Annotated in this window: 14 protein-coding genes, 1 tRNA gene and 1 pseudogene; 8 read left to right on the top strand and 8 right to left on the bottom strand. The window is 62.2% G+C overall.

Annotated features, from left to right (window positions below; all coding sequences use genetic code 11):
* Positions 1 to 30: 30 nt before the first annotated feature.
* Both ACOOE2_RS04130 and ACOOE2_RS04135 read left to right on the top strand, forming a co-directional pair.
* A tRNA-Arg gene (locus ACOOE2_RS04130) sits at positions 31 to 107 on the top strand.
* Positions 108 to 847: 740 nt separating this feature from the next.
* Complete coding sequence (locus ACOOE2_RS04135; RefSeq protein ID WP_420381757.1) at positions 848 to 1,474, top strand: PEPxxWA-CTERM sorting domain-containing protein; 627 nt, start codon at positions 848 to 850, stop codon at positions 1,472 to 1,474.
* Positions 1,475 to 1,703: 229 nt separating this feature from the next.
* Here the strand turns inward: ACOOE2_RS04135 and ACOOE2_RS04140 are convergent, their stop codons facing one another.
* The 3 genes from ACOOE2_RS04140 to ACOOE2_RS04150 form a co-directional block, all read right to left on the bottom strand.
* On the bottom strand, positions 1,704 to 1,913 hold the full coding sequence (locus ACOOE2_RS04140; RefSeq protein WP_420381758.1) for a DUF2945 domain-containing protein: 210 nt from the start codon (positions 1,911 to 1,913) through the stop codon (positions 1,704 to 1,706).
* A gap of 81 nt (positions 1,914 to 1,994) precedes the next feature.
* The gene (locus ACOOE2_RS04145) at positions 1,995 to 3,647 is read right to left on the bottom strand and encodes an inorganic phosphate transporter (RefSeq protein ID WP_420381759.1); all 1,653 of its coding nucleotides are present in this window, start codon (positions 3,645 to 3,647) and stop codon (positions 1,995 to 1,997) included.
* 209 nt (positions 3,648 to 3,856) lie between these two features.
* On the bottom strand, positions 3,857 to 4,573 hold the full coding sequence (locus ACOOE2_RS04150) for a TetR/AcrR family transcriptional regulator (protein ID WP_420381760.1): 717 nt from the start codon (positions 4,571 to 4,573) through the stop codon (positions 3,857 to 3,859).
* A gap of 399 nt (positions 4,574 to 4,972) precedes the next feature.
* Here ACOOE2_RS04150 and ACOOE2_RS04155 point away from each other — a divergent pair, with 399 nt between their 5' ends.
* The 4 genes from ACOOE2_RS04155 to ACOOE2_RS04170 all read left to right on the top strand — a co-directional run bounded on the left by ACOOE2_RS04155 (position 4,973) and on the right by ACOOE2_RS04170 (position 9,730).
* The gene (locus ACOOE2_RS04155; RefSeq protein WP_420381761.1) at positions 4,973 to 5,911 is read left to right on the top strand and encodes a sugar phosphate isomerase/epimerase family protein; all 939 of its coding nucleotides are present in this window, start codon (positions 4,973 to 4,975) and stop codon (positions 5,909 to 5,911) included.
* A 10-nt stretch (positions 5,912 to 5,921) separates the two neighbouring features.
* A complete protein-coding gene (locus ACOOE2_RS04160; protein WP_420381762.1) occupies positions 5,922 to 6,893 on the top strand; it encodes a sugar phosphate isomerase/epimerase family protein in 972 nt (323 codons plus the stop codon).
* Positions 6,890 to 8,032, top strand: coding sequence for a Gfo/Idh/MocA family protein (locus ACOOE2_RS04165; protein ID WP_420381763.1), 1,143 nt, complete (start codon positions 6,890 to 6,892; stop codon positions 8,030 to 8,032). Before ACOOE2_RS04160 ends, ACOOE2_RS04165 begins: the two co-directional genes overlap by 4 nt.
* Positions 8,033 to 8,098: 66 nt before the next feature.
* Positions 8,099 to 9,730, top strand: coding sequence for a family 43 glycosylhydrolase (locus ACOOE2_RS04170; RefSeq protein ID WP_420381764.1), 1,632 nt, complete (start codon positions 8,099 to 8,101; stop codon positions 9,728 to 9,730).
* A gap of 830 nt (positions 9,731 to 10,560) precedes the next feature.
* On the opposite strand, the gene ACOOE2_RS04175 is transcribed toward ACOOE2_RS04170, so the two are convergent.
* From ACOOE2_RS04175 to ACOOE2_RS04190, 4 genes are all read right to left on the bottom strand, one after another.
* Positions 10,561 to 11,814 (bottom strand): sulfotransferase family protein, encoded by a 1,254-nt coding sequence (locus ACOOE2_RS04175; RefSeq protein WP_420381765.1) that lies wholly within the window; start codon positions 11,812 to 11,814, stop codon positions 10,561 to 10,563.
* A 31-nt stretch (positions 11,815 to 11,845) separates the two neighbouring features.
* Entirely contained in the window at positions 11,846 to 12,583 is a 738-nt protein-coding gene (locus ACOOE2_RS04180) for an SDR family oxidoreductase (RefSeq protein ID WP_420381766.1), read from the bottom strand.
* Between the two features lie 24 nt (positions 12,584 to 12,607).
* A complete protein-coding gene (locus ACOOE2_RS04185) occupies positions 12,608 to 13,270 on the bottom strand; it encodes a TetR/AcrR family transcriptional regulator (protein ID WP_420381767.1) in 663 nt (220 codons plus the stop codon).
* Between the two features lie 142 nt (positions 13,271 to 13,412).
* Positions 13,413 to 15,524, bottom strand: a complete 2,112-nt coding sequence (locus ACOOE2_RS04190) for a sulfatase (protein WP_420381768.1) — start codon at positions 15,522 to 15,524, stop codon at positions 13,413 to 13,415.
* Positions 15,525 to 15,545: 21 nt separating this feature from the next.
* Here ACOOE2_RS04190 and ACOOE2_RS04195 point away from each other — a divergent pair, with 21 nt between their 5' ends.
* Together ACOOE2_RS04195 and ACOOE2_RS04200 are read left to right on the top strand one after the other, a co-directional pair.
* Complete coding sequence (locus tag ACOOE2_RS04195; protein WP_420384554.1) at positions 15,546 to 16,457, top strand: formylglycine-generating enzyme family protein; 912 nt, start codon at positions 15,546 to 15,548, stop codon at positions 16,455 to 16,457.
* A gap of 101 nt (positions 16,458 to 16,558) precedes the next feature.
* A pseudogene (locus tag ACOOE2_RS04200) lies at positions 16,559 to 16,735 on the top strand (SDR family oxidoreductase); the annotation flags it as partial.
* Between the two features lie 58 nt (positions 16,736 to 16,793).
* Here the strand turns inward: ACOOE2_RS04200 and ACOOE2_RS04205 are convergent.
* On the bottom strand, positions 16,794 to 18,926 hold the full coding sequence (locus ACOOE2_RS04205; protein ID WP_420381769.1) for an FAD-dependent oxidoreductase: 2,133 nt from the start codon (positions 18,924 to 18,926) through the stop codon (positions 16,794 to 16,796).
* Positions 18,927 to 19,014 lie beyond the last annotated feature (88 nt).

Here is a 19,014-nt window from a genome sequence, read left to right on the forward strand (position 1 = left end):
CCGTTTGCTGCTAACTGCGCGATCCGGCCTGCACCCGTAGCTCAGCTGGATAGAGTACTGCCCTCCGAAGGCAGGGGTCACTGGTTCGAATCCAGTCGGGTGCACCATTTTTCAATGACTTATTTGGTGGCCTACGCGGTATCCCTTAAAACAGGGGTCAAAATGCCCTGCATTCCCGGCCGGATAGATTTTCCGTTTCCCTGAAGCAGTGCAGGCCAGCTTGCCGGGTGATTTACCTCAAATCAAAAATCAAGCACACCGTACGCGAGTCCTCGCAGGCGGTAACCCATTGAGCGCACCCGGCAATCTCGTTGATTCGGTGCTTCGTCACTTCTCAATCAAAGTGATGCAAAACGGCTCGGCTCGCGAAGGTAAACTCAGTGCCGTGCTCATCGCGGAAAGGCGGCCCGTCACGACCGATGATCAGGTAGGCCAGACGCTGTTCGGTCATTCCGTTGGCCGTTCGATCGGCGCGCACTTCACGTCCCGCGATCCACCAGCCCGGCATTTCGGGTAGCGCTGCACCGCCCCCATATCCCGGCTCTTGCCCGCCTTCGATCGCGCCAGGCTGGGCGCCAGACTATAGAGCACCGCCGCGCGTCCGCACCCTTGGCAGACTAAGCGCAGATTGAAGCCGTGGCGCGAGTAGTCGCTTATCGAGTCGAGGCGCTTGCTTCCCATCGGCGCATGAGAACGAATGCAGAACGATTCGGCAGGAGACCAATCCGCGTGCCAGCTGTCGCCCACGCTTACATAGTTTAAATTCGGTTACAAAAAACGACTGAATTGAGCGATTGGCACGAAGCCTGCTTGTTACGAAAAGACTGTTGATCTGAGGATTCGATTAATGAAATTTTTTGTCATTGCAGCAGCAGCAGCAACATCGATCGCTTCCCCAGCTATGGCGGCGCAGCTTATCTCGAATGGCTCGTTCAGCAGTGGGTTGTCCGGCTGGACGGTCGCCCCAACCGGCGGAAATGACATTTTGGCGCTGACTGGCCAAGACTACATTAACGGTGCTGGGGGAAGTAGCTCAGATCCCTCCAATACGTTTGCGGCATTCGGAGCTGGCGACCGTGCCAATGTAAGCACGCTTTCTCAGAGCTTTAACACGGTAAGTGGTGCGACGTACCAATATAGCTTCGACGTTGGTGCATTCGGTGGCTCGCAGACCTTCACCTACAAGATCGGCAGCAATCCCTACACCACCGTATCGGCGTCTGGCGGTAGCAATCTTGATTCAGATTTTAGCACCCTGACAGGCTCGTTTGTCGGAACAGGCGCCCCCACTTCGGTGTCATTCACACTCGCAGGGCAACCTACCAACAGTGTTGATGGCTTTATCGACAATGTCTCGGTCACCGGCGCTGTCCCCGAACCGGCAACTTGGGCGATGCTGCTCATTGGCTTCGGCATGATCGGCTTCGCCATGCGCAAGCGTTCGAATGTGCGGACGACTGTCAGCTACGCCTGATCGATCAATTCAATCTTGGGAGCGCCGCTGGTCGAAAGGCTGGCGGCGTTTTCATTTGGCGATTGCCTAAAACTCTGCCTCCCGAACCCGCCGTGCAATCGCCTTGGTATAGCGCGCGGCCTCCACGGCCTTAGCCGAATACGCCCCATGCTTGCGTGCGTTCCGGCTAGACCGGGGCAATCACCGCGGTTATCGCGGTCACACACACGCTCGATTCCGCAGCCATTTGTCATTCCCTGGACAGCGCATCCGCCTTGTGGGCTGCGCGCTTGCCCTTGTCGGTTTCGACGATGAACTCGGGATTGTCGGGCGAAGCGGCGACTTTGTGGCCCTTGATCGTGGTCGGCTCGGTGATCTTTTTCAAGACTTTGCCGTGCGCTTCGCCGGCATGGCTTTTCCAGCTTACGCGATCGCCGCTTTTAGGGGGTGTCCTGGTCATGGCCCTGGCTCCGACTGGTGTGTCTGTACAAGCTTTCGGCGCGGGCGGTGTTCCTTGGCCTTCGCTGTTTTACCCCGCCGGTCAGCCGAGCCCCATGCTGCGCACGACGGTGATGAACAGCGCATAAAGCAGCCCCGCGATCGCCATGGCCGCAGGGAGCGTCAACACCCAGGCCATGGCGATATTGCGCACGGTGCTCGCCTGCAGCCCGGCGCCATCGGCCACCATCGTCCCGGCAACGCCGCTCGACAGGATATGCGTGGTCGAAACCGGCATGCCCTTGACTTGGGCGAGCAGGATGGTGCTCGCCGCGACCAGTTCGGCCGCGGCGCCCATGCCATAGGTCAGGTGCGTCTTGCCGATCTTTTCGCCCACGGTGACCACGATCCGCTTCCACCCCACCATCGTGCCCAGTCCCAGCGCCAGCGCAACGGCCACTTTCACCCAGATCGGAATGAACCGCGTGCCTTTTTCCAGCAGGTCCCGATAGGCTTTCAGCTTTGCGTCCCCGCCACCGGGATAGGCGGCTTTCGCCTTGTCGGCATCTTTGGTCAGCATCTGGAGCGTGCCGTACACGACGTACATTTCGTTGCGCAGATTCTTGGTTGCCGCCGCGGGCACATGGCGGATCGAGCCATAATTCTTCAGCTCTTTCGAGATATCGGACGTGCTGGCATCGAGCGCCGCATAGACTTGCGGCGTATCGGCGTTACGCGTGCGCAACGCATTTTCCAGCGTTGCCCGCGCCTGGTCCTGTGTGACCACCGGCGCGGTTGCGACTTTGGCGCGGAACACGCTCTGTGCCGCGCCCGCCGCCTGGATGAACGCCGGGGTCGAACTGTCGGGCATCGTGCGGTTGAGCGCATAGGCCGTCGGTGCCACGCCGATCAGGATCAGCATGATCAGCCCCATGCCTTTCTGCCCGTCGTTGCCGCCATGCGCAAACGACACGGCCGTGCAGGTGAACACCAGCAGCGCGCGGATCGGCCAGGGCGGCGGCGTGTCGGCCTTTGGCTCCTGATACAGCGCCTTGTTGGGGATCACGCGCTTCATCGCCCACAGCAACAATGCCGCGCCGACAAAACCGATCACCGGGCTGAAGAGCAGGGCCAGCAGCACGCTTTCCGCCTGATCCCACTGCACGCCCGCTGCGCCGCCCGGGCCCGTCGCCATCAGCTGGTTGGCAAGACCGACGCCCAGGATCGAGCCGATCAGCGCATGGCTGGAACTGTTGGGCAGGCCGAACCACCAGGTTCCCAGATTCCATGCCACCGCCGCGATCAGCAGCGCGAAAATCATCGCATAGCCACCGGCCGATCCGACCCCCAGAATCAGGTCTACCGGCAGCAGCGTAATGATCGAATAGGCGACAGCACCCGTCGAAATCACCACGCCGATGAAGTTCCACGCGCCCGACCAGATTACCGCAAACACCGGCGCCAGCGAATTGGTGTAGATGACCGTCGCCACGGCATTGGCGGTATCGTGGAAGCCGTTGACGAATTCGAAGCCCAGCGCGATCAGCAGCGCCAGGCCCAGAAACAGGAATGCGCCGATCGCCAGCGGTTCCCCGACATGGTTGGTATCCATGGCAATGCTGATGCCGGCATAGACAAGGCCGCCCAGCAGGACGGCGAGAAACCCGGCAACGCCGGCGGGATGGATTTTATGATCGAACGACCGGCCTGTCCTGGGTGGGTTCGATGGGGTCGCATCGAGTGGGTGCGTCGCCAACAGTCTTACTCCTGCAGTCCCACCCGCACACACACTATCTACGCCAAATGCTACCGTTCGGCGACGATAAAAAGGCGTGCCGCCAACTTTTCGCGGCGACGGTGCGCAGGGCCTGCCCGAACGCCGCGAGCGGCTGGATCGTTGAAGGCGCGGCCGCGCGCTCGAAGACTTGCGCGGCCGTGCGGTGACGCTTCAGGCGTAGTGAGACGTCAGCTTTCGGGCAGCGGCTGGCTGACCAGGTAACTCAGCGTCATCGCGCTCAGCTCCCCGATCAGCAGATCCCAGTGCTGGTTGGTCGCGACCCGGTCCTGCGTATCGAGGCTGAGCCGGCGCGCGACGGTTGCAAAGATCACCTGAAACGCGATGCGCGCCTTGGTCTCGGCATTTCCGAAAATCTCGTCGCGAAAACCCATCAGCGCCTTGGTCGACTGGTCGGCCGCCTGCAACTCGAGCTGCTCGCCTGATCCGGAAACCTCGACGTCGAAGCTGGCGCGCTTCATCGCCAGCCGCATCATCAGCGAATGTTCGCGCAGGATTTCCGCATAGGCTGCGACATAACCGGGCACGTATTCGCGCAACGAACGCGATCTGGCGGCAGTTGCGATGATCATGTCGCGTTCAGCGCTGGCCATGCGTGCCAGTTCGGCCGCGAGCACCGCGCGGACCAGATTTTCCTTGCTGTCGAAGCGGTGATAGATCGAACCGATCGACACTTTGCCGATGTGGCTGACCTCTTGCAGCGTGAAATCCTCGCTGCCGCGTTCGAGCATGAATTGACGCGCCGCGGCGATCATCCGTTGCTGCGACGCGACACTGCGCGGCTGGCTGGGCGCGCGCGAAACGGCGCCCGCCGGTTTGGCATCGGCCGGTTTGGGGAAATCCGGATCGGGGTCTGATGATGCGGCCTGCGGTGACGGGTGCTTCATTGTCGGGCATTATCCATCATTGTCATACGCAACTCAATCGCCGCGTCCGCGACATGCCTGTCGCGCTGCAGATGGAGGCACTCCGGCTCGCTGACCGCGCGCGCACGATCCCCCCGGGCCGTTTGCGTATCGGCAGACATCCATCGAGGGCCCAGTGGCAGGTCCATATTCCGGTTATCCTCGATGATCCCGGTCTCGTAGCCGGCCCGCTTAATCTTGCTGCCATCGCTCAACGGTGCTTGACAGCACAACCGCAAGCGATATCTAGAATCATATTCCAATTCTAAGGCTTTGCAACAGCTGGAATGCGGTTGCGTGAATACGGTTGGGAAATCGGGTAAGTAAGCGGGCGGACGAAGCGCCCACCCGGCTACAGAATTTGATCATCGGGAACAGGTCTTGACCAATATCAAGTGGCAATACGCCGATCACTGGCGGACCGAATCGCCGCAGGGGCCGATCAACCAGTTCGCGTCGCGCCGCGAAATGGACCGGTTCATCAAGCAGCTGTCGGCGGTCGGCTTCACCGGTATCGGCATGTTTGCGTGGAACCTGATGGCGGTGTCGGCGATGTTCGGCTCGATGCGCAATTACCAGGATTTCCTGGTGGAGCGCGGCCTGGAGAAAATCGTCGACTTGTTCTGGTGCCAGCCGCAGGCATCGCCCGGAATGCAGGTCCACAATCCCGAACATCAGCCGCGCGTGCTGGGCATGCTGGAACATTTCGTCAGCCAGGCCGACGGGCTGGGCATCGAAAACCTGATCGTCATGCCCGCGCACAGCTATGCCGATACCGAGCCGGTCGATCCCGACCGGATCAAGGTCCTGGCCGATCTGTGGAACAAGGCCGGCGCCATGGCGGCGCGTCACGGGATGAAGCTGGGTTGCCATCACGAATTCTGGTGCGGCTTGCGCAGCCAGGACGAGATCGACCAGTTCTATGCGCTGACCGATCCGCAACTGGTGCACTTGTACATCGATACCGCGCAGCATGTGATCGCCGGCGTCGACCCGGTGGCGCTGTACCGGCAATACCAAGACCGCGTGAACGGATTTCACCTGAAGGATACCAGACACGTCGATCTTGTGGAGGATTATCGTTCCAATCCCGATCCGGAACTGGTCGCGACCACTACGTCGCGCTGGTTCTGGGAAATGGGCACGCCCGGCGGCCTGGTCGATTTTCCCGCGCTGATGACAGCGCTCAAGGAGCACGGGTACAAGGGCTGGATCGGCGTCGAGCACGACAAGGCGGACATCGGCGGCGGCAGCTATCCCGAAAGCACGGCGTTGGCTATGTGGTATGCCCGCAACGTACTTTCTCCGATTTATTCCTGAGGGCGAACCCATGACCATGCGCTGGAGCTATGCGCTCAACCAATGGAACAACGGCCACGACCGCTTCGTGCTGCGCGAAGAGCACGCACGCGCGTTCAAGACTGTCGCTGTCGGCGGGTTCGATGCGGTCGAGATTCCCTGCGGCTCGGGCCGGTGGGAACCTTTGGGCCGCAAGGACTGGATCGAGAAATTCTACGGTTCGGTCGCAGGGTTGAAAGACGCGCTTGCGCAATGCGGCATCGCTGCGGTGTCCAGTTTCCTGTTCAATCCCGCCGAGCCGATTTTCGAGGAAGGCGCGTTCGGCCTTTCCGTGCTCAAGCCTGCCGACCATCCGCGCATCCTCGCCACGCTGGTCCAGTATGCCGCGCTGTTGCCCGCGCTTGGCGGTGACACGCTGGTGGTGCGCGCGCTGCCCAACTGGGCGGCAGATACTGCGGTTACGCCCGAAGCCATGGCCACGGCCGCCGCATGCTGGAACGCGGTCGGCGCAATGGCTGCGGAACACGGCGTGCGCGTTGCGCTCAACTTCGATTGCGTGACCATGGCGCGCAGTGCCGACGATATCGCGCTGCTGCTCGACCAGTGCGATCCGGCCACAGTCGGCCTGTCGCTCGATACCGCCGATGCCGCGATCATGGGGATCGACCCGGCGGCGATGGTCGAACGCTTTGCCGACCGGATCTGCCATGTGCAGCTCAAAAACGCGCTGTATCGCGACACGCTGGACGAATACAAACTGCCGTTTCCCGAAAAATTCCTGCTGGCCGGCGGCGGCGCGCGCAAGATCACGCGGTGGTATACCGAACTGGGCGATGAGGACGGCATCGTCGACATCGCCGCAGTCCATGCCGCGCTGGTGGCGCACGATTATCGCGGCTGGGTGGTCGTCGAAAGCGACCAGAGCCCGGTGCCGGCAACCAGCACGCTGCTCAACGCGTGGTTTGTGCAGAACCGGCTGACCGTGCGGGGTGTAGCGGCATGATCGCCATCACCAACCGGCGTCTGCGGATGGGCATGATCGGCGGCGGCCCGGGGTCGTTCATCGGCCCGGTGCATCGCATCGCCGCCGAACTCGATCGCGAGATCGAGCTGGTGGCGGGCGCGTTTTCCAGCGATGCGGCGCGATCGCGCGCGGCGGGTGACAGCTATCGCATCGATCCGGCACGCGCCTATGCCGATCTGGCGACGATGCTTGCCGCCGAGCGCGCGCGTGACGACGGGATCGATTTCGTTGCGATCGTCAGCCCCAACCACCACCACCTGCCGGCTGCTCGCGCCGCGCTGGAGGCAGGGCTGCCGGTGATCAGCGACAAACCGATGACCGCAACGCTGGGCGAAGCGCACGACCTGGCCGCGATCATTGCGCGGATCGGCCTGCCCTATGCGCTGACTTACACCTATTCGGGCTACCCGCTGGTGCGCGAAGCGCGTGCCCGGATCCTGGCGGGGGCCCTTGGCACGATCCGCAAGGTCGTCGTCGAATATCCGCAAGGCTGGCTGGCGGGCGAAGCCGTCGGCAAGCAGGCCGAATGGCGCGTCGATCCGGCGCGCGCGGGCGAGGGCGGGTGTATCGCCGATATCGGCGTGCATGCCTTTCAGCTCGCCGAATTCGTGACCGGGCTGCACGTGACCGACATCATGGCCGATCTTGGCGCAGTGGTGCCGGGTCGGCTGCTCGACGACGATTGCACCGTGCTGCTGCGGCTCGACAACGGCACGGCGCAGGGCGCGCGCGGCGTGCTGCTGGCGTCGCAGATCGAGATCGGAGAAATGAACGGGCTGCGTATCCGCGTCTATGGCGAGCGTGGCGGGCTGGTGTGGCAGCAGGAAACGCCCAACACGCTGACGCTGCACACGCCCGACGGGCGCACTGAAATCATTCACGCGGGCGGACCGCAGCTTGGCCTCGACGCATCATCGCGCACCCGGACGCCAGCCGGCCATCCCGAGGGCTATTTCGAAGCATTTGCCAATATCTATCGCGATTTTGCCGCTTGTCTGCGCGGCGAGCCCGCGCCGTTGCTGCCCGGCATTGCGCAAGGCCTGCGCGGTATGACCTTCATCGCGACCGCCGTCGCCGCCAGCCGCACCCGCGCGGGCTGGGTCGCGCTTGGCGCATAGCGACACCGCACCGATGCGCACGCAGCCGGCCGGCGCGCGCGGCCGAACCCGTTCTGGAGATCGCACATGACCACACGCAGAGACGCTCTGAAAGGCGCACTGACCGGATCGGCGCTGTCGCTGCTCGGCAACACGCCCGCCGCGGCGCCGCCACCCGGCAAAGCCGCGCCTGTGCCGCAATGGCGGGCCGGCGAGGAAGGGCAACGCCGCGCGGATCTTGGCAACGGATCGTATCGCAACCCGGTGCTGGCCGGCGACCATCCCGATCCCACCATCCTGCGCGATGGCGAACACTGGTACATGACGCATTCCTCGTTCGACGCGGCGCCGGGCCTGCTGATCTGGCGGTCGAACGATCTCGTGAACTGGACGCCGGTCGGAACCGCGCTCGACAAGCCGCTGGGCACGGTCTTTGCCTGCGATCTGGTGCGGCACGCCGGGCGCTATTACATCTATATTCCGTTCATGCGCGCGCCGTGGTCGCAAGGGCTGAAAAGCTGGGCCAATGTCTATGTCATCCACGCCGACACGATTGCCGGGCCGTGGAGCGCACCGGTCGATCTGGGCGTGGGGGGCTATATCGACCCGTGCCATATCGTCGGCGAGGACGGCCACCGCTATCTGTTTCTATCGGGCGTCAGCCGCGTGCGCCTTAGCGATGACGGGCTGCAGACAGCGGGCCCGATCGAAAAGGTCTATGACGGCTGGCACTATCCGGACGACTGGATAACCGAGGCCTACGCGCTCGAAGGGCCCAAGCTGATGCGGCACGACGGCTGGTTCTATCTGTTCAGCGCGGTGGGCGGCACCGGCGGCCCGCCGACGGGACACATGGTGATCGTCGCACGCTCGCGTTCGATCGACGGGCCGTGGGACAATGCGCCGAACAACCCGATCGTGCATACGGCGGACGCTGGCGAACCGTGGTGGTCGCGTGGCCATGCGACGGCGGTCGAGGGCCCGGGCGGCCAGTGGTATCTGGTCTATCACGGCTATGAAAACGGCCTGCGCACGCTCGGCCGGCAGACGCTGCTCGAACCGTTTGCCTGGGGGCCGGATGGCTGGCCGCGCGCGCTCGGCGGCGATCTGTCGCGGCCGCTGCCGATGCCCACCGGCCGCCCGGGCGGCCCGCATGGCATCGCCGGATCCGATGACTTTGCGCACAATTCACTGGGCGTCCGCTGGGCGTTCTATGCCGCCGCCCCGGCAGAAGCACGGCGCGCGACGTTCGGCCCCACCGGCCTGGCGCTGTCGGGCAAGGGCACCGGCCCGCAGGACAGTTCCCCGCTGACGCAGATGGTGGGCGACCCCGCCTATGAAATCACCGTGACCATGACCACCGTCGGCGAATGCCAGGCGGGCCTGCTGTTGTTCTACAACGATCGCCTGTTTCTGGGCATGGGCCACGACGGCACGCGGATGACCACCTGGCGCGGCGGCAAGGCGAGCTATTGGCAGGAGCCGGCGCCGGCGGTGCGGACCCTGCATTTGCGCATCGTCAACCGGCGCAACCTGGTGGAATTCTATTACAGCACCGACCGCCGCCAATGGACCCGCCATGGCTTGCGCAGCGAAACCTCGGGCTATCAGGCCAACACCGTGGACGATCTCGCCAGTTTGCGCCCGGCGCTGTTTGCCACCGGCCCCGGACACGCCCGCTTCGAAAACTTTGCGTATCGCGCGCTGCCCGACGCCTGATTGCCAGGCAAACCATACGCCACCGCTCTGGAATGGTGGGCGCGGCAGGGATTGAACCTGCGACCCCACCCGTGTGAAGGGAACTGACGAAATCTTCTAAAATACTGATAATAAGCCGAAAATTATAATTCACAAAAGAGGTGTGTACTGGGTTTGTACGAGCGCGCTATCTCGTCTCACGCGCAAGTCGGATAACATCAACTTCCGGTAAATTTGCTAAGCGCCACGGTCGGACGCGCAGGAACAAGTGCGCTGGTGTTTCAGAAACGCATGTTGGTGCGATGTCTCGTTCACGAGTAGCACCGCTGCTTGCCCGACATTTCGCTAACCTCAAGACGACCCAGGGCGGCGGTAAGGAGCTGTTCTATCGAACTGCGTCTTGACCATCTGCAAGCAGAAAAGTGAGAAACCGGGGTTGCTGAGAGCTTTCTGCCCCTCGGATTGACCAGGAGATAAAGGCCCAGTGAGTCAGTGACCTTGTAGGGCTTTTCCTTGGGCTTGGCATTTCGGATCGCGGTATCGGTCAGCGCCATTGGGGGCCTCGATTCTGCGGGGGCTTCTCAGGGCCCCCAAAATAGGCCCCCATCTTCCGCGGCTGCGGGCAGATAAAGGCATTCGCTGACAACCAACGAATGTCCATAAACTAACGGAAATCAGGGGTTTTTCAATCATCGGCATGTGCTGGCAGACTGATTTTTGGTAGCGGAGGCCGCACCGGTCACGATTGCCGTTTTTGCATCGAAACGCTTCATGGTTGTGCCTTTCCCTGATCGCCGGAATTCGGAGCGAGGTCAGCCGGGCCGATGCCGCTGTGAAGGGAATTGCGCGCGTCAACCCTCATATTTCACCGGGAAACGCTCGTAATAGAATGCGAAACGATCGCGCAACGCCGCGACATCGACGTCAAAAGTATGTTCGAGATCGTAGATGACTTTGCCGTGCTTGTGCCGCGGATTGTCATTGAGATAAGCATCGAGCGAAGCTTCCACGTCGGGCGTCAGGTCAAGCCCGGACATCGCATAGATCCGACGCATGACGGTTTCCTGATCGGCCATATAGTCGTGGAACATCAGATCGATCGACTGGTCGGCACCCCACGCGTCGCGCTGTGCAATACACCCGCGCAACAGCGCCTCGATCCGGTCGATCCATAGTCGCGCCAGGCCGGGCGGATCGACGGGATCGCGGCGGGTGCGGTCGCAATAGCCCAGCATCGTGGTCAGCGACCGCAACACCGCGATCGGATCGCGGTGGGTGATGACCATCGTTGCATCGGGAAAGACCGCCTTGAGCGGAGCCAGATTTTCCATATGATGCGGTGCCTTAAGCAACCAGCGGTTGGGGCCGCGCAGCCAAGTCATGACTTGCAGCACCTTTTTCTCGTAGCGGAAACACGGTGTGCGATCGATCGCCAGATAATAGTCGATCCAGCGCGGCATCCGCGCCTGCCATTCCCAATTCTGACCCAGACCGTCCATGTACATGCAATCATTATCTTCTTCGATCAGGCTCACCTCCATGCCGTGCATCGCCGCCAGATGCGGAACGAGCGCGCCGAAACTGCCCCACAGCGCCGCTGTCTTGGCGATGCGGGGGTCGGGCTGGCCCGGGGATGCTGGCTGCATCGGCACCGGCTCTTCCGCTTCCCACAATTCGAGTGAGCGCAGGCGGGTATCGCGCGCCAGCCAGTTGACAAGGTGGGTGGTTCCCGAACGCGGCAGACCCGCGATGATGATCGGCCGGTCTATTGCGATATTGAGAATTTCGGGATGGCGCTTGACCAGGTCCTCGATCATCAGCCGGTTGGCCATCACTTTGACCGCATGCTGCAACAGCACGATGCGTCCGCCGCGCGTCAGACCCTGATCCTCGTCCCAGCTTTGCAGGATAATGGTCATCCGTTCGCGAAACTCGTCATCACCGAAATCCGACAGGCCGTTGGCCTCGGCAGTTGCGCGTTTCAGCAATTCGTCCAGCGACAAATGGTCGGGAAAGTCGGCCGGACCGTTGCGCGCGGCCTGCAAAGCGGGTGTCATGACCGGATCGGCCATGTCGTCGATGAAGAGATCGATCGTATCGTGCATCGTGCTGTATCCCTGGCGCGTGAGCGCAGCGTCAAACGTTCTGAATGGTGGGGGTGATGGTGATCTCGTCGATCCGCACCCGTGCGGGCAAGCGGGCAACCCACAGCACCGCCTGGGCGCAGTCATCGGGCCGCAGCAGTCTGGCGCGTTGTTCCGGTGGCGGCGGCATCGGCAGATTGTCGAGCAGCGGCGTGTCGATCCCGCCCGGAATGATCACTGTTGAACGGATCCCTTCGAGCGCGACTTCCAGATTGAGCGATTCGCTCATCGCCAGCAGTCCGGCCTTCGCCGCGGTATATGCCGGGCCGGAGAACGTGCGGACCCGGCGCCCGGACCAAGATCCGATGTGGACGAGCAAGCCGTCGCCAGCGGTACGCATCGCCACCAGCACCGCCGAACTGGCGTTGAAGGCGCCGCCCAAATTGGTGGCGATGATGGCGCCGGCCTCTTGCGCGGTCAGATTGGAGAATTGGCGCCGATTGATATTGTACCCTGCCGCTCCGACATAGATGTCCAGCCGGTTATGGTTTTCCATGATCTGCGTGACAGCGGCGCGCGGCGGATCGGGCTGCGCGACATCCACGACGATGGCGCTGGCCTGTCCGCCTTGCGCCTCGATCTGTGCCACTGTCGCGGCCAACGGCTCAAGCCGACGACCGCTGACATAAACATGGGCGCCGGCCTGCGCCAGCGTCCGCGCGACGGCCTGGCCGACACCCGATCCGCCGCCTGTGATCCAGGCGATCTTGCCTTGCAGGTCTCTCTCCACGTCCTTTGACCCTCTTGTTTTACGCTATGTGCCGGACCGCGGTGTTTGCGACTGGCGCAGAAAATCGAGCAGTTGACCGGCGATCACGCGCGGCGCGGCGCTCTCGCAATCGGTGAAATCGCGATTGACGACGCGAAAGCAGATCTGATCGACCTGCCACAGCAGCATTCTGGCCTCCAGCAACCGTCTCGGCGATGTCCGTGCATCAGCAAATGCGGGAAAATGCTGCCCCAACATGGAAATCAGTTCGTCCCTCTGTCGCGCAATCAGAGCATAAAGGTGCCGGTCGATCGCCGCGATCTGGGTCAGCAGGCTGCAGGTCGCGATGTTGGAGCGATGCACATCGAGGAAACTTTCGGCCCATTCGACCAAGTCCGCCAGGGTCGGGTCGCCCAATTCGGTTAGACGCTGGAATACGGGTAACCAGCGCGGCTCGAAATCTTCTGCAATCGCATAGACGACCGCGAGCTTGCTATCAAAATGGCTGTAAAATGCCGCACGACTAACACCTGCACCGAGCAGGATCGGCTCGATTGCACTTCCAGCAAAGCCGTTTTGCGCAAAAACGGCCAACGCGGCCGTGCAGATTGCGTGACGGGTAAGACGACGCTGTTCTTCCTGAAACGCGGACCGGCGCAATGCGGGCTTGAGCAAAGATTTTGCCTCCATCATGGAGCCTTGTGCCATTTGCACGAATTCCAAAGCTTATCGACTATACACTCTGTATGGCCGAATAATATGTCTGGTCAACCGTCCAGATGTTCCATGTCCCCGGTACGCTCCCAGGCTTGCACCGCGCTATCCTTGTCGGCCGCGCTGTCCGATCGCGTCAGAGCGGCGGCGGCGGAAATTTGAACGTCGGCCAGGACGTGTATATCGGCGTTTCAGGCTTGTAGGTGGCGTCGAGCCTGGCGACGAGATAGCGGCTTGCCAACGCGACATAATCGTCAATGCCCACGCCTGCCGGAGGCAAATGCTCGGATGCGTAAACGCGCAGCAAGGGCAGCGCCGCGCGTGCCGGTTCACCGATCAATGTCAGCGCATCCACGACCTGCAGGCGCATGGGCATATTGGCGTTAGCAGCAGGCAGGCTCTCAAGGATAGCGATCAATTGCGCAACACCCTCGCTGCTGGCGCCGACGGCCGCCAGCGCATGGGCGGCCGAAATGCGGGTGTGAACGGATGGGTCGCCCGCTGCCATCTTCTCCAGCACCGGGCGGGCATTTGCAGCAGCCTGGCCCAGACCACGCATGCCGTTTGCGGCCCAATACCTGACCAGCGCATTGTTGTCCGCCAGTTTCGCCATGAAATAGGCAAAGTTGGCGACCCGGCGTTGCGACGCGCGTTCGCCTAGCACCATCAAGGCTTCGAGCGGATAGACGGCCCGATCCCGGCTCGGAAAATAGCCCTGTTCCGGCGCGCCTTCGGGAATGAAGCCATTGTCGTTGATCTCCAGCATATGCCGATCGAGCGCACTGCGCATCGCGGTGATCCGGCTGTGGTGGCGGGGATCGCCGATCAGGTTGTGGACCTCGTCGCGATCCTCGTGGAGGTCGTAGAACTCCTCGTAGGGCTTTGTCTGGAAGAACCTGTCCTGCACAGTGTTCAGCCTTGCTGCCAAATGCCCGCTTTCCCACGACTGGTAACTTTTCATCAACCAGGCGTAGGCCTCGTTGATGCCCCAGGGACGATCCGGATTGTAATTGCGGATAAAGCGGAACCGGCCATCACAGACCGATCGGACGAAATCATAGCGCTCGTCCATCCGGTCGCGGCTGCCAAACGCCAACGTCTCGGGTGCTCCCTGATAGGGGCCCAGCAACGCGCGCCCCGGCATATGGGCCGCCTTCGGTTGCCCGATCAGCGACAACAGCGTCGGAACCAGATCGATATAGCTCACCGGGGTGGTGACCTCGCTACCTGCCGGAGCAGGCGCCAGGTGTTGCCATTTGGGCGGAACGTAAATGATAAGCGCGGTTCGGAAGCCTTCGTCGTAATCGAAATGCTTGCTGCGCGGCAGAACACCACCATTGTCCGAATAATAGAAAACGATGGTATCGTCAGCGACGCCTTCGCGCTCGATTTGCGCGAGCCGATCGCCGCAATTCTTGTCCATGATTTCGATGCGGTTGTAATAGCTGGCGATATCTTGCCGCACCTCCGGCGTATCGGGAAGATAATCGGGGACACGGACATCTTCGGGCTTTACCCGGCCCGGTGTCTCGAAAAAAAGCTGCGATTCATGCGTGGTGAAATCGTTGTAAACCGCCATGAACGGTTTGCCAGCCGGGCGCTTGTACCACTGCGCGCGGTTATCGGATTCATCCCAGATTTCCTTGCCGACCGCGTCGCAGTTCCAATCTTCCTTGCCATTGTTGACGCAGTAATATCCGGCCTCGCGCAGATATTGCGGGTAGGTTTTCAGGTTTTTGGGAAGGTGAGCAATCGCGCGGTGGTGCTGCGCCGGGGCGCAGCTTTCAGCATAGACCCCGGTCAGGATACCAAAACGTGATGTTGCGCACACCGGGCCGTTGGAAAAGGCGTTGCGATACAACACGCCTTTTTTCGCCAAAGCATCAAGGTTGGGAGTATGGGCCAGCGTATCGCCATAAGCACCCAGATAGGGATTATTGTCTTCGCTGACGATCCACACAATGTTCGGCAACGCTGTCATGTTGCCGGGCTGCGCCGCGTTTGCGGCGCTCGTCGCCATGCCTGCGACAAGCGCGCCCGATGCGGCCGCAATCGCGTCCCTGCGTGAAAATTCCACTCTCCGACACTCCTTTGCGCTGATATGCTGGTGCGTCCGGATTTCGTATTCGAAACGGAGTGGCAGCCTGCCATGGGCTATCGTATTACTCCTACAAAACCAAGGGTCATGGGTGTGCGGCCCAGCGTAACGGGACTGGGAAACGCAAAGATGACCGTCGATGATCCGCACTCAAAGGCCGCGCGCGACCGCATGCGCTTCATTCAGGACTGCGAATTCACAATGGGCTCCAACCGGTTCTATCCCGAAGAGCGGCCTGCACGCAAAGTGGCCATAACCGGGTTCTGGATCGACGAGATCCCCGTGACCAATGCGGATTTTGCCAATTTCGTGGGTGCGACAGGTTATGTGACGTTTGCCGAAATCCCGCCCGATCCTTCGCTTTATCCTGGCATGCCGGCTGAAATGGCGCGAGCGGGTTCGCTGCTTTTCGAAAAGCCCATGGAACCCACCGGATTGCGCGATCCGTCTCGCTGGTGGCGATTCGCGCATGGCACCCAGTGGCGGCACCCCCTCGGGCCCGGCAGTTCGATCGCGGGACTGGAAGACCACCCGGTCTGTCATGTCGCCGCCGTGGACGCGGAGGCTTATGCGGAGTGGGCCGGCAAATCTCTGCCCACCGAAGCCGAATGGGAATGTGCGGCTCGCGGAGGCTTGGAGGGCGTTGAATATGCCTGGGGAGATGAACTGGCACCGCAGGGGCGCATGCTCGCCAACTACTGGCAGGGCAGGTTCCCGCATGAAAACCGCTTGCTTGACGGATGGGAGAGAACCTCGCCGGTGCGCTCGTTTCCGCCCAACGGTTACGGCCTGCATGACATGATCGGCAACGTCTGGGAGTGGACGGCAGATTGGTACGAGCAGGGGGCGCCAATCGCAAAACCTGCCAAATCGTGCTGTGTCCCGAAAAACCCGCGCGGCGGCTGCGAGCAGGATAGCTACGATCCGCTCTTGCCCATGCCGATCGCCAGGCGCGTCATCAAGGGTGGATCACACTTGTGTGCACCGAATTATTGCCAACGCTACCGGCCCGCGGCGAGGCAGGCCCAGAGCGTCGACACGTCGACGAGCCACATCGGTTTCCGCTGTGTGGTTCGCTTGTGACTGATCGGGTTGCGGCCCATGGATAGGTAAACACGGGGAGCCACCGGTTTTGCCTTGCGTGGGTCAGGGTTTGCAGGCACCGTCAAGAAACAGCGCAACGCAGCGCGCGGCGTGCGCAGGATGCGTGGACCGCGCCCACGCTGGCGCGAACACCGCTTGGCGGACTGGGTAAGGCCGATGACATTGCCGGGGCCGTGGCAATCCTTGCCAGCCCTGCGGCAAGCGGGATAACCGGACAGACGCTGGCGGTGGACGGCGGTTATACGATCAGCGGGTGAACGAACAGGTCCAGCCGGGCACGGTCTGGATCCTGGCGCCCGGCGCGAATTTGGACGATCATGTCCCAGCGATGGCACGGACCGCTTCGTTGGCGCTATGGATCGCGCCTTCGATATACCCAACGCCGCGCATATCGCCCACCGCATGCACGACGAAGCCCGCGTGTTCCAGGCTTTCGGCCAATGACATGTCGCCTTGCGCCCCGCGCGCGACAATCACATTGTCCGCCGCAACGCTTTGCCGTTGACCGGCGGCATCGGCAAAGCTGACGCTGGCCGGTTCGATGACGACATCGCTGGTGCCGCCGTACAGGCCGACGCCGTGTTCTGCCAGTTCCGCCAGCAACCGCATGCGCCGCACCAGCGTCAGCCCCTTGCCCAGGCGCGGTGCTGCTTCGATCACCTGCACGGTGCGACCGCGTTCGGTCAGGAATTCGGCGAGTTCAAGCCCGACCAGTTCGCCACCGATGATCGCGATGGATTGGCCCAGCGGCATCCAGGCGTGGGTGGCCTTGCGCACCAGTGCCAGATTGGCCGTGGCGCCGGTGGCCGCGCCCAATCTGGTTGCCAGACGGGTGAACATCCCGGTCTTGCGCTTCAATTCGTCCGAACTTTCGCCCAGCATCAGGCCGCGCAAGTCATCGCCCGAATAGACATGCGCCTGATCATTGCCCGGGATTGGCGGCATGCCCCGGATGGCGCCGGTGGCGACCACCACGGTGGCAATACCGAGCGATCGCAGCATGTCAGGCGTGGCCAGGGTCGACAGGCGCACGTCGATCCCGGCTTCGCGCACCTGGCGCCGCAACCATTCGAGCAAGCGTTCGTTTGGTTCATAGGCCAGGCTGGCGAAGCGCAGCGTTCCGCCCAGACGGTCCGATTTTTCGAACAGCACAACCTTGTAGCCCAACGCGGACAATTGGCGCGCCGCTTCCATTCCGCCAGGGCCTGCGCCGATCACGCCGATCGGCACCGCGCCGGAAGGCGCCGCTGCCGGCGTGCCGAGATATTCCTGCCCCAGCGAAGCGTTGATCGCGCACCGCGAAGGTTGCCCCATGTAGATCGCGCTGACGCAGGTGTAGCAATAGATGCAGGGGCGAACCGTGTCGGGTTCGCCACGCATCAATTTGGCAGGCAACTGCGGATCGGCCAGCAATTTGCGACCCATGGCGATGAAGTCGGCGCCGCCTTTGCCGATTGTCGCATCGGCAGTGGCGACTTCGATGCGGCCCGACCCGATCACCGGAATCGAGACGACTTGCTTGATCGCGGCAGTGGCGGGCAGGTTGGTGTCTTCGATATGGGGAATGTTCGATTCCGAATGGAGCTTGCCCACGCCGGTATCGTGATAAGCGGTGACGGTAATCGCATCGACCCCTGCCGCTTCAACCAGTCTGGCCGCTTCCTGGGCATCCTCGATCGTGATCCCGCCGGGTTTGCCTATTTCGCGCGAATCGAGCTTGAGCCACACCGGATAATCGCGTCCGACTTCGGCGCGGACGGCCGCAATGACCTCCAGCGTCACGCGCAGGCGATTTTCGAGGATGCCTCCATAGGCGTCGGTGCGGGTGTTGGTATAAGGCGATGTGAACGAGGACAGCAGATACCCGTGTCCGCCATGAATTTCGACGCCGTCGATCCCTGCGGCCTTGGCGCGGCGTGCGGCGGCGGCATATTGGCTGACCGCCAAATCGATATCGGCCTGGTCCAGAATTTTCAGTTCGGGCACTTTCATGCCCGCCAGCCCGGCCATTTCTTCCATCAGGAAATAATCGGTGAAATTGCCCTTGGCCTCGGGCGGGACAGCCGGGCCCCAGAGCGGATGCCCCCAGCGTGCGTGCGAATAGACCGCGACAAACCCGCCATGGTGCAATTGCATCGCGATCTTGGCACCGTGGGCATGAACGCGGTCGGCCAGGCGGCGCAGATCGGGGATATAGCGATCGTCCGAAATCGCGGTTTGCCCCACTGCCACTGCGCCAACCGGCCAGGCGACCCCGGCGACCCCGGAAATGATCAGCCCCGCGCCGCCTTTGGCCTGTTCCTCGTGATAGGCAATCAGCCGCTCGCCGACCGTGCCGTCATCCTCCGATAAACTGACCCCCATGGCGGTAACCGCGATGCGATTGCGAAGCTCCAGCGTGCCGATGCGGCCGGGGGCAAGCAAGTGGGGATAGAGATTCGATGTCATGGCGCATTGGTCCTTTGGGCGATATCCGACAGCCGGCGCATGTGCACCAGCTTGAAAACCGCATTCATCCTCTGGTTCGGGCAGCGTA

It is taken from the genome of Novosphingobium sp. (assembly GCF_965214355.1).
Classification (GTDB): domain Bacteria; phylum Pseudomonadota; class Alphaproteobacteria; order Sphingomonadales; family Sphingomonadaceae; genus Novosphingobium.

Excerpts from the sequence above, each read along its gene's own strand:
- ACOOE2_RS04185 (WP_420381767.1), bottom strand. The coding sequence starts at position 13,270 with ATGGCACAAGGCTCCATGATGGAGGCAAAATCTTTGCTCAAGCCCGCA.
- ACOOE2_RS04195 (WP_420384554.1), top strand. The coding sequence starts at position 15,546 with ATGCGCTTCATTCAGGACTGCGAATTCACAATGGGCTCCAACCGGTTC.
- ACOOE2_RS04150 (WP_420381760.1), bottom strand. The coding sequence starts at position 4,573 with ATGAAGCACCCGTCACCGCAGGCCGCATCATCAGACCCCGATCCGGAT.
- ACOOE2_RS04170 (WP_420381764.1), top strand. The coding sequence starts at position 8,099 with ATGACCACACGCAGAGACGCTCTGAAAGGCGCACTGACCGGATCGGCG.
- ACOOE2_RS04165 (WP_420381763.1), top strand. The coding sequence starts at position 6,890 with ATGATCGCCATCACCAACCGGCGTCTGCGGATGGGCATGATCGGCGGC.
- ACOOE2_RS04135 (WP_420381757.1), top strand. The coding sequence starts at position 848 with ATGAAATTTTTTGTCATTGCAGCAGCAGCAGCAACATCGATCGCTTCC.
- ACOOE2_RS04175 (WP_420381765.1), bottom strand. The coding sequence starts at position 11,814 with ATGCACGATACGATCGATCTCTTCATCGACGACATGGCCGATCCGGTC.
- ACOOE2_RS04160 (WP_420381762.1), top strand. The coding sequence starts at position 5,922 with ATGACCATGCGCTGGAGCTATGCGCTCAACCAATGGAACAACGGCCAC.
- ACOOE2_RS04205 (WP_420381769.1), bottom strand. The coding sequence starts at position 18,926 with ATGACATCGAATCTCTATCCCCACTTGCTTGCCCCCGGCCGCATCGGC.
- ACOOE2_RS04140 (WP_420381758.1), bottom strand. The coding sequence starts at position 1,913 with ATGACCAGGACACCCCCTAAAAGCGGCGATCGCGTAAGCTGGAAAAGC.